This window comes from Kribbella sp. NPDC048837 (genome assembly GCF_055586945.1).
The window spans coordinates 58255-72604 of sequence record NZ_JBVJHF010000008.1 but is presented as its reverse complement, the minus strand read 5'-3'; the positions used below and the strand labels follow the sequence as shown (position 1 = coordinate 72604).

Annotated in this window: 12 protein-coding genes; 6 read left to right on the top strand and 6 right to left on the bottom strand. The window is 69.5% G+C overall.

All coding sequences use genetic code 11. The annotated features are described in order from the left end of the window. The first annotated feature begins 13 nt into the window (after positions 1-13). The 3 genes from ACZ6O0_RS32690 to erpA all read left to right on the top strand — a co-directional run bounded on the left by ACZ6O0_RS32690 (position 14) and on the right by erpA (position 3330). Positions 14-1444 (top strand): serine hydrolase domain-containing protein, encoded by a 1431-nt coding sequence (locus tag ACZ6O0_RS32690; protein WP_465768876.1) that lies wholly within the window; start codon positions 14-16, stop codon positions 1442-1444. A gap of 263 nt (positions 1445-1707) precedes the next feature. Beyond that, a complete protein-coding gene (locus ACZ6O0_RS32685; protein WP_465768875.1) occupies positions 1708-2802 on the top strand; it encodes a glycerate kinase family protein in 1095 nt (364 codons plus the stop codon). 171 nt (positions 2803-2973) lie between these two features. Next, entirely contained in the window at positions 2974-3330 is a 357-nt protein-coding gene (gene erpA / locus ACZ6O0_RS32680) for an iron-sulfur cluster insertion protein ErpA (RefSeq protein WP_465768874.1), read from the top strand. Between the two features lie 53 nt (positions 3331-3383). On the opposite strand, the gene ACZ6O0_RS32675 is transcribed toward erpA, so the two are convergent. Beyond that, a complete protein-coding gene (locus ACZ6O0_RS32675; protein WP_465768873.1) occupies positions 3384-4841 on the bottom strand; it encodes a DHA2 family efflux MFS transporter permease subunit in 1458 nt (485 codons plus the stop codon). 95 nt (positions 4842-4936) lie between these two features. Between ACZ6O0_RS32675 and ACZ6O0_RS32670 the strand changes: the two genes are divergently transcribed. Next, on the top strand, positions 4937-5647 hold the full coding sequence (locus ACZ6O0_RS32670; protein WP_465768872.1) for a TetR/AcrR family transcriptional regulator: 711 nt from the start codon (positions 4937-4939) through the stop codon (positions 5645-5647). 15 nt (positions 5648-5662) lie between these two features. Here the strand turns inward: ACZ6O0_RS32670 and ACZ6O0_RS32665 are convergent, their stop codons facing one another. The 4 genes from ACZ6O0_RS32665 to ACZ6O0_RS32650 form a co-directional block, all read right to left on the bottom strand. Beyond that, positions 5663-6511 (bottom strand): MerR family transcriptional regulator, encoded by an 849-nt coding sequence (locus ACZ6O0_RS32665; protein WP_465768871.1) that lies wholly within the window; start codon positions 6509-6511, stop codon positions 5663-5665. Between the two features lie 24 nt (positions 6512-6535). After that, positions 6536-7861: an amidase family protein gene (locus tag ACZ6O0_RS32660; RefSeq protein WP_465768870.1), complete on the bottom strand. Its 1326-nt coding sequence runs from the start codon at positions 7859-7861 to the stop codon at positions 6536-6538. A 33-nt stretch (positions 7862-7894) separates the two neighbouring features. Then, on the bottom strand, positions 7895-9058 hold the full coding sequence (locus tag ACZ6O0_RS32655) for an amidohydrolase family protein (protein WP_465768869.1): 1164 nt from the start codon (positions 9056-9058) through the stop codon (positions 7895-7897). Positions 9059-9258: 200 nt separating this feature from the next. After that, positions 9259-9909 (bottom strand): GntR family transcriptional regulator, encoded by a 651-nt coding sequence (locus ACZ6O0_RS32650; protein ID WP_465768868.1) that lies wholly within the window; start codon positions 9907-9909, stop codon positions 9259-9261. A 206-nt stretch (positions 9910-10115) separates the two neighbouring features. Between ACZ6O0_RS32650 and ACZ6O0_RS32645 the strand changes: the two genes are divergently transcribed. Next, entirely contained in the window at positions 10116-13313 is a 3198-nt protein-coding gene (locus ACZ6O0_RS32645; protein ID WP_465768867.1) for an FAD-binding and (Fe-S)-binding domain-containing protein, read from the top strand. Between the two features lie 235 nt (positions 13314-13548). On the opposite strand, the gene ACZ6O0_RS32640 is transcribed toward ACZ6O0_RS32645, so the two are convergent. After that, on the bottom strand, positions 13549-13881 hold the full coding sequence (locus ACZ6O0_RS32640) for an ArsR/SmtB family transcription factor (RefSeq protein ID WP_465768866.1): 333 nt from the start codon (positions 13879-13881) through the stop codon (positions 13549-13551). Between the two features lie 193 nt (positions 13882-14074). Here ACZ6O0_RS32640 and ACZ6O0_RS32635 point away from each other — a divergent pair. Continuing rightward, a partial coding sequence (locus tag ACZ6O0_RS32635; protein WP_465768865.1) for a hypothetical protein occupies positions 14075-14350 on the top strand: 276 nt, incomplete at its 3' end.

The window sequence follows — 14350 nt, the reverse complement described above, 5'->3', positions numbered from 1 at the left end:
GAGAATCGGCGGGATGAGCCAGAGTCCACTGCTGCCCCGCTCCACACCGGCCGACGAAGACGTCGATTCGGCCGGGTTGATGGCGTTGCTGGACCGCTGGGAGGAGCAGGCGCTCGAGTGTCATTCGGTGGTCGTGCTCCGGCACGGGCAGGTGATCGCCGAAGGCTGGTGGACGCCGTACTCGGCCGACCGGCCACACCTGCTCTACTCGCTGACCAAGTCGTTCACCGCGATCGCGGTGGGACTCGTCGTCGACGACGGCCTGCTGGCGCTCGACGATCGGGTGGTCGACGTCCTGCCCGAGCACGTACCCGAGCCGGTGCCGCCGCGGTCCGCGGAGCTCACCGTTCACCACCTCCTGAGCATGTCGACCGGCCACACGCACGACCTCCTCGAGGATGCCTGGGACCTCGAACCGAACGACCTGGTCCGTGGCTTTCTCCGGATCGAACCGAACGACCCGGTCGGCTCGCGGCACCAGTACAACAACGCGACCACCTTCCTCTTGGCCCGGATGGCCGAGCGGGTCTCCGGCCGTACCCTGCCCGAGCTGGTGCACGAGCGGCTGTTCGCGCCGATGGGAGTGACCGTCGCGGAGTGGGAGCGCGTCGCGAGCGGTGCCAGCTTCGGCTTTCACGGGCTGCATCTCACCACCGAGTCGGTGGCGGCGTTCGGCGAACTTCTGCTGCGCGGCGGACGATGGCACGATCGGCAACTGGTGTCGCGGCAGTGGGTCGACCTGGCCACCCGGAGCCATGTCGAGACTGTGCTGTCCGACGACGATGCCCGGACGGCGGACTGGCTGCAGGGCTACGGGTACCAGTTCTGGATGTCGCGCCACGGCTTCCGCGGCGACGGCGCGATGGGTCAGCTCTGCCTCGTCGTACCGGGCGCGGACCTGGTCGTGGCGATCACGGCTGCCGTGTCGGACGCGCAGGCCGTCCTCGACGGCGTCTGGGACTGCCTGCTCCCGGCCATCGACCAGCCGGTGGACCACGGGCTGGATTCGAAGCTCTCGGACCGACTGCGAGGACTGGCACTGCCGCTGGTCAGCGGCGAACACCGGCCGCAGGGCAGCGCCACCGCGATCGTCGACGGACCGGCGGAGGATGCTGCGCTGCCGCTTGGATCGGCGCTGTCGATCGAGGCCGGGCCGGACGGCTGGTCGCTGCGGCTGGAAGCGGACGGCACCGCGTTCGCGGTGGACGTCGGGCACGGTGCTTGGCGAGAGAGCCGCCCCTTCGGCCGACCGGTCGTCGCGTCCGGTGGCTGGCAGGGTGGAGTCTTCGTTGCCGACCTCTACGTCATCACCACTCCCAGCCGGGTGCGGATCACCGTCGCCGACGGCCGCGCGACCGCCGCGTGGAACCTCGTGCCGCTGGTCGGGGCCAGCTTGCTCTGGCAGTTGTCGCCCGACCTGATCACCCGCCCGAACAGGTTGTGACGTCTAGGTCGCCGGCGGCCCCCGGCCGGCTTGTGGACCAGTTCGAGCGAGACGGACGGTTCGTCGTCGAGCTTCAGCCACACCAGGCTGGAGCCGTCGTCGAACGGCACGATGCTGAGCTCGGTGTAACCGACCGCGCGGTAGAACGCGAGCGAACGGTCGAGGTCGCTGACCCGGAGCGCGAACAGGATCGTCTTCATGCCGACGATCCAACTGTCGACCACGGGACCCGTCAACGATCGCGGGTAGGAGAGGATGGCGGCATGCGAGTGCTGATTGCGCCGGACAAGTTCGCGGGCACGCTGACCGCCGTCGAGGCGGCCGCGGCGATCGAGGAGGGGTGGCGGCGGCGGGATCCGCAGGCCGAGGTGCTGGTGGCGCCGATGGCCGACGGCGGTCCCGGCTTCATCGACGTGCTCTCCGCGGTCGTCGACGGGACACTGCTCTCGGTCACCGTACGTGGCCCGCTCGGCGTCGACACCCCGGCGACCGTGCTGCTCGCGGGCGAGACGGCGTACGTCGAGACCGCGCAGGCGTGCGGGTTGCATCTGGTCGAGCCGAAGGACCGGCGGCCCGAGGAGGCGACGACGTACGGCGTGGGTCAGCTGATCGCGGCCGCGGTCGATGCCGGGGCGAAGCGGATCATCCTGGGACTCGGCGGCTCCGGTACGAACGATGCCGGCGCCGGACTGCTCGCCGCGCTCGGCGCGACAGCGGTCGACGGGCAACTGGACGGCGGCGCTGCCGGTCTGGCCGGGCTGACGTCGGTGGATCTCGAGCCGGCCCGGACGCGGATGGCCGGGATCGAGTTCGTCGCGGCGAGTGACGTGGAGAACCCGATGCTCGGGTTGCGCGGCGCGACCAACGTGTTCGGCACCCAGAAAGGGATCACCGACGACCGCAAGCCCGCGGTCGACGGCTGGCTGACGCACTTCGCCGAGCTGGCGGACCGGAAGACCGCGGACCAGAAGGGGGCCGGTGCCGCGGGCGGTCTTGGTTACGCGCTGTTGCTGCTCGGCGCCGAGCGGGTGTCCGGCATCGACCTGGTCGCGGGGCTGACCGGGCTGAAGGAGAAGGCCGCCCGCGTCGACCTGGTCCTCAGCGGCGAGGGCGCGTTCGACTTCCAGTCCCGTGACGGCAAGGTGATCGCGGGCGTGGCGAAGGTGGCGAACGACGCGATGCGGCCGTGCGTCGTACTGGCGGGCAAGGTGCAGATCGGCGCGCGCGAGATGCGGACGATGGGCGTCGAGTCGGCGTACTCGCTGGTCGACGCGGTGGGGGAGGAGCGGGCGTTCGCGGACCCGCACGGCTCGCTGGCGGCGGTTGCGGAGCGTGTTGCCCGGACCTGGGCGCGGTGACGACGGGCCGGCCGCGTGCTGACCAGCCCGCGACCGGGGTAGTTGATCCTGGAAATTGGTGTGCGACCATGGGAATGATCGCGAGCCGACGGATGTTGGCGCGTGATGACAGCGGATTTTCCGTGCCGACTGGCGTCCGAGTAGGCACTTGAGAGATGACTGGAGTCAGGAATGACTGAAGCGCAGACCGAGCAGACCGTCGCCACGGGTGTGATCCTCACCGACGGGGCCGCCGCCAAGGTGAAGGCGCTGCTCGAGCAGGAAGGCCGCGACGACCTCGCGCTGCGGGTCGCCGTGCAGCCGGGTGGTTGCTCCGGGCTGCGGTACCAGCTGTTCTTCGACGAGCGTCAGCTCGACGGCGACGTGGTGGCCGACTTCGACGGCGTGAACGTCGTGACGGACCGGATGAGCGCGCCGTACCTCAAGGGCGCCTCGATCGACTTCGTCGACACGATCGAGAAGCAGGGCTTCACGATCGACAACCCGAACGCCACCGGCTCCTGCGCCTGCGGCGACTCGTTCAACTGAGCTGACCGAAGCCCCCGGCACCAGGTGGTGCCGGGGGCTTCGTCCTGCCCGGATCAGTGCGCCTGGGCGCCTTCGCGGGCCCGCTGCGGCAGCAGCCAGGTGACGGCGAGGCTGACCAGGAACAGCCCGATCGCGACCAGCACGGTCGTCTTGGTGGCGCCGAGGAAGGCGTGCGCCGGGAGCAGCTGGAAGAAGATCGTGCCGATCACCGCGACCCCGATCGCACCGCCGAACTGCTGCATCGCGGTCAGGACGCCGGACGCCGAGCCAGCCGCCTGGTCGTCGATCGAGGCCAGGATGATGTCGAACAGCGGCGCGAACACCAGGCCGGCACCGATCCCGGTGGCCAGCGTCGCCGGGACGAGGTTCCAGATCGTCGTCGCGTCGCCGTACGTGTGCAGGGTGAACCAGACTCCGCCCATCGCCAGCGTCATCACCGCGACGCCCAGCTGCAGCGCCTTCCGCCCGAGCTTCGGGGCGAGCAGGCCGCCGGACAGCGGCGCGCCGATCGCGATCCCGAGCGAGAACGGCACCATCGCGAGGCCGGCCTTGAGCGGGCTGTAGTGCAGACCCAGCTGGGTGAACAGGTTGAAGACGAGCGTGAAGCCGGACATCGCCAGGAAGAACGTGGTGATCACGGCCAGGCCGGCGACGTACCCGCGGCTGCGGAACAGGGACGGCTCGATCACCGGGTTCCCGGAGCGGCGCTCCCGCCAGCCGAACAGCGCGAACGTCGGGACCGACGCGATCATCATCAGGATCGTCCAGACCGGCCAGCCGAGCTCGCGGCCCTGAACCAGCGGGTAGATCAGCAGACCGGACGCGAGGCTGACCAGGACGACGCCGGCGGTGTCCAGCCGGGAAGCGCCCGGAGTCTTCAGCTCGGGCATGAACCGGAGCGCGCCGACGAGCGCCGCGAGGCCGATCGGCACGTTGATGAAGAAGATCATCCGCCAGCCGGCACCGAACCAGTTCGCGTCGATCAGTACGCCGGCCAGGATCGGGCCGGCCACCGCCGACAGGCCCATCACCGGGCCGAACAGCGCGAACGCCTTGCCGATCTCGTCCGCCGGGAAGACCGCCTTCAGGATCGCGAACCCCTGCGGGATCATCACCGCGCCGAGCAGACCCTGCGCCACCCGGCTGCCGATCAGCAGCTCCGGGCTGGTCGACAATCCGCAGATCGCCGAGGCGACGGTGAACCCGACCGCGCCGATCAGGAACATCCGCCGGCGGCCGACCAGGTCGCCGAGGCGGCCGAAGCTGATCAGCCCGATCGCGAACGCGAGCGTGTAGCCGGCCAGCATCCACTGCATCGCCGACTCCGATCCGCCCAGCTCGGCCCGGATCGAGGGTGCCGCGATGTTGACGATCGTCGCGTCGACGAGATCCATGATCTCGGCGATCAGCACGGTCGCCAGCACGAGCCAGCGCCAGCGGTACGGCGTACCGCTGGACGCCGGTGTGGCGGTGTCGGTGGATTCCGGCGGGATGGTGGTCGAGGTGCTCATCGGTGGCTCCCTGAGTCGAACGGTGTTCGCTAACGAACACTGTTCTATACACGAACACTGTTCCTGTCAAGTACGGTGTTCGCTACAGTGGTGCCATGACCCAGTCGCCGTGGCAGCCGATCAGTCCCGCGAAACCCGCGCGTACGCCGAAGGAGCCGCTCACCCGCGAGCGGATCGTCGACGCGGCGATGCGGCTGATCGTCAAGGACGGGTACGACGCGGTCTCGATGCGCAAGGTCGCCCAGGAGCTCGGCACCGGGCCGGCCTCCCTCTACGCGCACGTCGCGAACAAGCGGGAGCTCGACCAGTTGCTGGTCGAGCGCGCCGCCGAGCAGATGCAGCTCCCGGAGCAGGCGGATCCTGACCGCTGGCAGGAGCAGCTCAAGGACGCGATGCGCGAGATGCTCCGGGTGATGCGGGCGAATCCCGGCGTCGCGCGGGCCGCGATCGGTCAGGTTCCGCTGGGGGAGCGGGCTCTGCTCAGCACCGAACGAATCCTCGCTCTGCTCAAAGCCGGCAATCTTCCCGACCAAGCTGCCGCGTGGGCGGTCGACCTGATCCCGCTCTACGTGACCGCGATCGCCTTCGAGGAAAGCGTCCAAGGTGCGTGGGCCTGGACCGCGGAAGACGTCGAGGGCTTCGTCTCCGAACTCCGGGGGTTCTTGGGGTCCCTCCCCGCCGATCGTTTCCCGCTGACGGTCGCTCTGGCGCCTGCTCTGACGTCAGGTGCCAGCGGTGACGAGCGGTTCGAGTTCGGCATCCAGGTTCTCACTGCCGGTCTGGCCTCGCTCGCAGTCAAGAACTGACGCGCTCCACACCGGCTACGGCCTGACCACTGGCTCCTGCAGTTCGGTGACCCAGTCGGCTGGGTCGTCCGGGCAGTCGAGGTAGAGCTCGCGCGCCGGTTCGCTGGATCGGTAGCCGTTGTCGTCGATCCAGCGGGCGAGTGCCTGCCAGGCGGGCAGGACCTGGTCGATCGGGCCGCGGTGCACCAACGTGGCCGCGCGTACTGCGGGCAGGTCGATCACCTCGAGGCCGTTGAGGGTGCCGTCGGCAGCATCCGGGTTGCCTGGGGCATCGACTGCGGCCGGCACGGTCGCTCGGACGACGACTTCGTCCTCGTCGGCGCCGGCCTCTGGGGCGCGCTCGTACAGGCAGGTCAGGCGGCCGGATGGGTGGACGGCGGCGTCGGGGAGGCGGCGGCCGAGTTCGGCGCAGAGCGGACGGACGACTGGAGTGATGTCCTCGGGCGTGAAGCTCGCGGCCGTGGTGGTGAGTCCGACCAGCCGGATCGCGGGCAGTTCCTTGATCACCACGTCGGCGGCGGGGAGGTCGCCTTCGATGCCGCGCAGACGTGACTCGACCTGGGCGAGCCGGGCGTAGCTCTCGGCGACGGTCGATTCCAGTTCCGCACGTCGGATTGTCAACAATGCGCGCAGTTCGGCCGGGCTGATCTCGTCCACGATCATCGTCCGTACCTGCTCGAGCGAGAACCCGAGATCCTTCAGCGCGACGATCCGGTTGAGGTCGGCGAGTTGCCCGGCGGTGTAGCTGCGATAGCCCGTCGCCGGATCGACGTGCGCCGGTCGCAGCAGGCCGATCGCGTCGTAGTGCCGCAGCATCCGGACCGACACCCGGCCGTGCCGCGCAAACTCTCCGATGGCGAACAATCCGTACTCCCTTCCGAAGCTCAGTCAAGCAGCCAGGAGCTCGGCGAAGGTGATGGCGGTGTCGTCCTCGTGCCACGGGCCGATCACCTGGGCGCCGACTGGCAGTCCGGTCGGTGTCCGTCCGATCGGCATGTTGAGTGCGGGATGACCGGTCAGCGATGCGTGGGCGATCCAGAACACCTGGGCGTCGTACCGCTGCTCGCCGTACGACGTCGTGATCGCCCGCTCGTCGAACGGCCGGTCGTCGTGGGGGAACGCGGTGGTGAAGCTGGTCGGGCAGAGGAACACGTCGACGTCCTCGAAGTACTGCTGCCACTTCATCCGCGCGATCATCCGCCGGCGCTCCTGCTCGATCACCTCGGCGAGACTCGCGGACGCCGGCGCGCCGCCGTGCAGCGTGAAGAACAGGTCGACCTGGAATCCGAAGGCCTCGGCCTGTTCCGCCGGGTCGACTCCCTCCGGCCAGCCTTCGACGATCTTCGCACCGCTCCGGGCGAGGCGGTCGATCGTGTCGGACAGTACGTCGCCGACCTCACTCGAGACCGGTGCGGCCGCGTGGTCCGTGACGACGCCGACGCGGAAGTCCGCGAGACGTTCGTGCCGCGGCGGCTGGAGTTCCCAGGAGTACGGCTTGGTCGGGCCGCCGGTCACCCTGAGCGCCGTACGCAGGTCGGCGGCCGATCGCGCGAGTGGTCCGATTGTCGACACGTTCGGGAACTCGTTACGCACCTCGGGTGGTCCGGGCACCTGGAACCCGTCCAGCGGGACCAGTCCCGTGGTCGGTTTCAGCCCGTAGACACCGCAGTACGCCGCTGGCAGCCGGATCGATCCGGCCAGGTCCGACCCGTACTCCAGGTAGGTCAGTCCCGCCGCCAGCGCGGCCGCGCCGCCTCCGCCCGAGCCACCCGGTGTGCGGGCCGGATCCGCGGGGTTGTTCGTCCGCCCGTAGATCTCGTTGGTCGTCTGCCCGAAATCCGCCAGCATCGTGTGGACATTGCTCTTGCCGACAATGATCGCGCCGGCCTTGGTGAGCCGCTCGACCGCAGCGGCATCCCGCTCCGCGACGTAGCCCGCGAACGCCGGCTCACCCCAGGTCGTCCGCATCCCCGCAACGTTGAAACACTCCTTCACCGTCACCGGCACCCCGTGCAGCGGTCCCACCACGCGCCCCTCCACAACCTCCCGATCAGCCTCATCCGCAGCCCGCAACGCGTCGTCCGCCCGCGTCACCACCACCGCATTCACGCGGTCGTCGGTGCTGATCCGGTCGAGCAGTTCCTCGGTCACCGCGCGCGACGTCAACCCGCCGCCCCGAATCTGTTCCGCAACTTCCGCAGCCGTTGTCATCATGCCGCCGGTCTACGGCCTGACACAGTGTGAGAGTCAACGCCCGACTGTGCGGCCGTTGTGGAAGACGTGGCGGATGCGCGTCTGCAGGGAGGTGCAGTCCAGATCGGTGCCGTCGAGGAGGACCAGGTCGGCGCGCTTTCCGACGCTGATCTCCCCACGATCATCTGCGAGACCGAGCAACCGGGCAGCGTCGATTGTTGCCGCGCGCAACGCTCCGGCGTCGCCCAGCCCAGCGGCGGCCAGGTGCCTGAGCTCCCACAGCACCTCGGTATGCGGCCGGACCGGGTTGTCCGTCCCCATCGCGATCTGTACGCCGGCCTCGGCCGCCAGCCGCACCGACTCCCGATGCGCCTCGGCCGCCCCGTCCGGCACGCTCGCCGGATCCGACTGCGTCACGGACAGCGTCGGCACGAGCCAGGTCCCGGCCTCGGCCATCGCCCCGACCGCGGCCTCATCCAGGTACGTCCCGTGCTCCACACTCCCCGCCCCGGCCCGCGCCGCCATCTCCACCGCCCGCGCTCCGTGCGCATGCACCATCAGCCGACGACCACCCTGCCGCCGAGCCTCGTCGACCAGCGCCGTCATCTCCTCGACCGTCAACTGCAGATCGTGGACACCGGTCCCGATCGCCATCGACCCGGTGGCGGTCACCTTGATCCAATCCGCGCCGGCCCGCACCATCCGCCGTACGACGGCTCTCGCCTCGTCCGCACCGTTGAACACCGGATCCGGCAGCGACGGATCCTCGAAGAAGTCGACCGGCCCGGTCCGCGGTGCCCACAGGTCGCCGATGCCACCCGTCGTACACACCTGTCGCAGGCTGATCAGCACCTCCGGCCCGTCGATCCACCCCTTCTCCACGGCCATCCGCACACCGGCATCCGCGCCCCACGCATCGCGCACAGTCGTAACGCCGAGACTCAACAACGTCCGCAACACCGGTACGGCGGACAACGGCCGCACCGACCGCGGCAACCCGAACGGATCGCGCCGAGTCTCCGCGACACACACATGCGTATGACAGTCGATCAACCCCGGCACGAGCAACCCACCAGAACAGTCGATCGGCTCGTCCCCGTCGAGCCCGTTCCCGATGTCGACAATCCGATCGTCGACGAATACGACGTCCGCCGTACTCACCTCCCCGGACACAACATCAAGAACCGAACCACCCTGCAGCAAGAGTCGACGAGTCACCCCGGCATCCTCGCAACCCCCGGGGTCCTCACCCGCCGAACCAGGCGGACTGGCTCGAACGGCCGGACGGCGAGCTCCAACCAGGCCCCGCCGGGCTCCCCAACCAGCCCCGCCGGGCTCTCCAACCAGGCCCGCCAGGCCTACCTCAGCCAGTTCGTCGCCGAAGTTCTCGCCTTACCCAACCAGCACGGGTGACCGGGCTAGCGGGTGGTGAGGCGGGTTATGGCGTCTTCCATGTGGGCTACCAGGAGGTCGTCGGCGAGGAGGTGGTCGCCGGCGGCGATGGCTTCGGCGATCTGCTGGTGTTCGCCGACGCGGGATTCGGTGGTGGTGTAGGTGGATGCGAGCGCCTGGATGCACATGCGGGTTTCGGTGATGAGGGTTTTGTGGATCCGGCTGAGGCGAGGGCTGGCCGCGAGGTGGACGAGGAGTTCGTGGAAGGCGATGTCGATCTCGCCGACGGCGGCGGGGTCGCCCTCGGCGTCGCTCATCTTGCGGACCAGGGTGAGGAGCTCCTCGCCGGCCGCCTCGTGGTTGCCGTCGGCGACGATCTTGCCGGCTGCGGCGCGTTCGATCGCCGCGCGCGCCAGGTACATGTCGCGGATCTCGCCCAAGGTCATGTCGATGACGAAGAGCCCGCGGTTGCGGATCGAGACCAGCAGCCCTTCCTGCGTGAGCCGCTGCATGCCCTCGCGGAGCGGCCCGCGACTGACACCGAGCTGGCGGGCGAGCTCCGCCTCGCCGAGTTGCGCGCCGGGTTTGAGCTCGCCGTGGGCGATCGCCTTGCGCAGCTTGCCGGCGATGATGCTCGGCGTCGACTCCTGCGCCAACGGCTCGATGTAACTGGTCACGCGCGCGTCCCCCTTACTGAAAACAGACCGCCCAAGCTTGGCAGAGAAGGTACCGACGTGATCACCACCGGCAGCCGGATGGACCCGTCGAGCCGCGCCTCGAGTGCGGGGTAGCCGTCCTCCGCGCTGTGTCCGGGGTGGAGCAGCCCGACGGTGACCATGCGTCCTCCTGGCTGAGCAGCGCGCAGATCGGTAGATTGTCGACAATGCTAACCCCAGACAATCCTGCTGCTGGAAGAGTCGTTCCGCCGTCTGGGCCCGGTTTCGGGTACGACGTCGCGCGGCTGGCGACCGTCCTGCGCCGGGAACTGCGGGGCGTGGTGGCGGACGATCGACGGACCCGGGCGCTCTACGCGGCCGACGGTTCGAACTACCGCGCCGTACCGGAGCTGGTCGTCGTACCCACCGACGCTGAGGAGTTGGCGACCGCGGTCACGCTGATCGCGGCGGCCGGGGCGCCGGTGGTGCTGCGCGGCGGGGGTACGTCGATGGCCGGCAACGCGATCGGTGGCGTGGTGATCGACGCGTCGCGGCACGTGAACCGGATCCTGTCGATCGACCCGGCGACGCGGACGGCAGTCGTCGAGCCTGGGGTGGTGTTGACGGATCTTCTCGCGGCGGCGAGGCCGTACGGGTTGGCGTTCGGGGCGGATCCGTCGTCGGGGAGCCGCGCGACGCTGGGCGGGATGATTGCCAACAATGCGTGCGGGGCGCACTCGGTAGCGTGGGGAACGACTGCCGACAACCTGCTCTCACTGGACCTGGTGCTTGCCGACAGCACCCGAATGACAGCCGACGCGGGCAGCGGGCGGGCTGGAGCTGGGAGCGAGCGCGGCCACGCGGGAGGCGAGCGCGACGGCGCGGGGAACGACCTGCGCGGCGCGCGAAGCGGGTGGGGCGGCGCGGGGAACGACCTGCGTGGCGCGGGAAGCGGGCGGGCTGATGGGGACTTCGAGGGATACCGGGCTGGGCTTGCTGCGCGGGCGGGTCGGGAGGGGGATGTGCATCGGGCGCTGCAGGCGTTCGTGGATCGCCATGAACTGCTGATCCGGCGAAGGTTCGGGCAGTTCAGTCGGCAGATCTCCGGGTATGCGCTGCATCGGTTGCTGCCCGAATACGGATACAACGTGGCCGCGCTGCTGTCCGGCAGCGAAGGCGGCCTGGCCGCGACCCTGCGGGCGACGGTGCGGTTGAGTGAGTTGCCCAAGGCAAAAGTCTTGTGCGTGCTCGGGTTCGGCGACTCGATCACCTCCGCGGACTGTGTGCCGATCGTGCTGCGGCATCATCCGCTGACGATGGAGTCCATCAACAGCGACCTCGTCGAACACCTCCCGGCCGAGGTCCGCGACGCCGCCGTACGCGCCGGTCTGCCGGACGGCCGAGCATGGCTGCTGGTGGAGATGGGCAGCGAGGACGAGGCTTCTGCGACTGCGGCCGCACGCACCATGCTCGAAGAACTGCGTGACTCGGGCTCGCCGGCGACGGCCACGTTGGTGACAGACGCGAAGGCGCAAAACGTTTTGTGGCGGTGCCGTACGGACGCCGCCGGGCTAGCGACTCGGCGGGCGGACGGGGCCGAGGCGTGGGGCGGTTGGGAGGACGCCGCCGTACCGCCGGAGCGTCTGGGCGCCTACCTCCGCGGCCTCGACGAACTGCTCGGCCGGCACGGTCTGTCCGGTGCCTCGTACGGGCATTTCGGTGAGGGCTGTATGCACATGCGTATCGATTTCGACTTGCTCAGTACGCGCGGGATCGCGACGTACCGGGAGTTCGTCGAGCAGTCGACGGATCTCGTCGTCGAGCTCGGCGGCTCGGTGTCGGGTGAGCACGGTGACGGGCGGGCGCGGTCGGAACTGCTCAGCCGGATGTACGGCACTGACGGGGTGCGGCTGTTCGCGGAGCTGAAGGAGATCTGGGACCCGGCCCGCGTGATGAACCCTGGGATGATCGTCGACCCGCCACCGCTTGATCTGGCGATCCGGCACGATGGGCCGGCGAAGGATCGTCGATTGCCGACAATCTTCACGTATCCGGACGACGGTGACGACTTCGCGCAGGCGCAGCGCCGGTGTGTGGGGATCGGGAAGTGCCGGCAGAGTTCGGGCGGGGTGATGTGCCCCAGCTATCAGGTCACGCGCGAGGAATTGCATTCGACCCGGGGACGCGCGCATCTCCTGTGGGAGATGCTGCAGGGCGACCTGATCACGGACGGCTGGCGGTCGACCGAAGTACGCGACGGGTTGGACCTTTGCCTGTCCTGCAAGGGATGTCTGTCCGATTGCCCGGTCAACGTGGACATGGCGACGTACAAGGCCGAGTTCACTCATCACCACTACGCACGCCGCCCGTGGGCGCGACCGATGTCCCACTGGTCGATGGGTTGGCTGCCGCTGTGGTCCCGGTTGGCGTCGCGGGCACCGGGTCTGGCGAATCGATTTGCACGCCTGCCGTTGACCAAGCGGCTGGGCGGGATCGCCGCCGAGCGCGAGGCGCCGACGTTCGCCACCGAGTCCTTCACCCAGTGGTTCTCCCAGCGGAGTCGATCGTCGCCAGGCAAACAGCAAGCCGGCAATGGAGTGTCGCCAAGTGAACCGCGGACCGGCGGTGGACCGTCGTCTGGCGGACGGCCGGCCGGCGGTGGATCGTCATCAGGTGGGCGGCAGGTCGGGGGTGGGGTGTCGGCGGGCGGATCGAAGGTTGTGTTGTGGCCGGATACGTTCACCAATCATCTGGCGCCTGAGGTTGGGCGGGCGGCGGTCGAGGTGCTCGAGGCGGCTGGGTTCGAGGTGGTGTTGCCGGACAAGCCTGTGTGTTGCGGTCTCACCTGGATCTCGACCGGCCAGCTGACGACGGCTCGGCGCGTTCTCAACCGATCGCTCCGGGTCCTCGCGCCGCATCTTGCCGCCGGTACGCCGATCATCGGGCTCGAACCGAGCTGTACGGCGGCCCTCCGGCATGACGCACCTGATCTGATTGCCGACAATCCACTCGTCGACAAGGCCGCGCGGGCGACGCGGACCTTCGCCGAGTTCCTGGTCGAATCGGGCTGGGAACCACCGCACGTCGGGGGAGCGGCGCTGGTCCAGACCCATTGCCACCAGCACGCCGTACTGGGTTTCGACGCCGACCGCCGGTTGATGTCCGCGGCCGGCATCGACGCGACCGTGCCCGACTCGGGGTGCTGCGGTCTGGCCGGCAACTTCGGCTTCGAACGCGACCACTACGAGGTCTCGAAGGCGATCGGTGAGCGCGTCCTCCTCCCCGCCGTACGATCGTTGCCCGAAGCAACCGCTGTCCTGGCTGACGGTTTCAGCTGCCGCACGCAGATCACTCAGGGCACTTCACGCCGGCCCCAGCACCTCGCCGAACTCCTCGCCGCGGCGCTGCCGCCACACCGCGAGTAGAGGCCCGGCCGGATCGCACGCTCAGACTTGGGGGCCTGCGCGGCGATCACCAACACCACCGCACAGAACGCCGCCGAGAGTCGCGTGGGTGAGGTTGGGTGGCGTTGGGCGTGCCCGGGACGAGCCACTCGGGGATGCCGCTCGGCTGGGGAGGTCCGACTCGGGGATGCCGCTCGGCTGGGGAGATCCGACTCGGGGATGCCGGTCAGCTGTGGAGGCCCACTCGGGGAGCCGGTCAGCTGGGGAGGTCGCGGTCGAGGTGGTCGGCGTGGAAGAGCGCTTGGTCGAGGAGTTTGCGGACGTGGTGGTCGGCGGCCGAGTAGTAGACGAACGTGCCCTCGCGGCGGCCGCGGACGAGGCCGGCCAGGCGGAGTTTGGCCAGGTGCTGGCTGACGGCCGCGGGCGCGGCGCCGGTGAGTTCGGCCAGGCAGGCGACCGACGACTCGCCCTGGAGGAGCGCCCAGAGCACGCGGATCCGGGTCGGGTCGGCGAGGAGGCGGAAGGATTCGGCGGCGAGATGCACCTGCTCCTCGTTCGGCATCTCGAAGTCCTCGATCGACGCATGCATGCTCGGAACTCTACCGTCCATCTGCTTACTTGCGTATATGCATGGATACGCAAGTAGCATGCTTCCATGAACCAACGGCACGAACCGACAGCCGGCCACGAGCACGATCACGGGCCCGGGCACGGACACGAGCACGAGCACCGCGACGAGCACGGGTACGGATACGTGCACGAGGATCGGCGCGGGGACGAGCGTGGGCACGGGGACGAGCGCGGAGACGGTCACGGGCACGGGGATGGGCACGGGCACGGGGACGAGCGCGGGCACGGGGATGGGCGCGGAGACGGACACGGGCACCGGGACGAGTACGGGCACGGGGATGGGCGCGGAGACGGACACGGGCACCGGGACGAGCACGGGCTCCGGGACGAGCACGGGCACGGGGATGGGCGCGGAGACGGACACGGGCACCGGGACGAGTACGGGCACGGGGATGGGCGCGGAGACGGACACGGGCACCGGGACGAGC

Coding starts and splice junctions, on each gene's coding strand:
- ACZ6O0_RS32690 (WP_465768876.1), top strand. CDS start 14: ATGAGCCAGAGTCCACTGCTGCCCCGCTCCACACCGGCCGACGAAGAC.
- ACZ6O0_RS32685 (WP_465768875.1), top strand. CDS start 1,708: ATGCGAGTGCTGATTGCGCCGGACAAGTTCGCGGGCACGCTGACCGCC.
- erpA (WP_465768874.1), top strand. CDS start 2,974: ATGACTGAAGCGCAGACCGAGCAGACCGTCGCCACGGGTGTGATCCTC.
- ACZ6O0_RS32675 (WP_465768873.1), bottom strand. CDS start 4,841: ATGAGCACCTCGACCACCATCCCGCCGGAATCCACCGACACCGCCACA.
- ACZ6O0_RS32670 (WP_465768872.1), top strand. CDS start 4,937: ATGACCCAGTCGCCGTGGCAGCCGATCAGTCCCGCGAAACCCGCGCGT.
- ACZ6O0_RS32660 (WP_465768870.1), bottom strand. CDS start 7,861: ATGATGACAACGGCTGCGGAAGTTGCGGAACAGATTCGGGGCGGCGGG.
- ACZ6O0_RS32645 (WP_465768867.1), top strand. CDS start 10,116: ATGCTAACCCCAGACAATCCTGCTGCTGGAAGAGTCGTTCCGCCGTCT.
- ACZ6O0_RS32640 (WP_465768866.1), bottom strand. CDS start 13,881: ATGCATGCGTCGATCGAGGACTTCGAGATGCCGAACGAGGAGCAGGTG.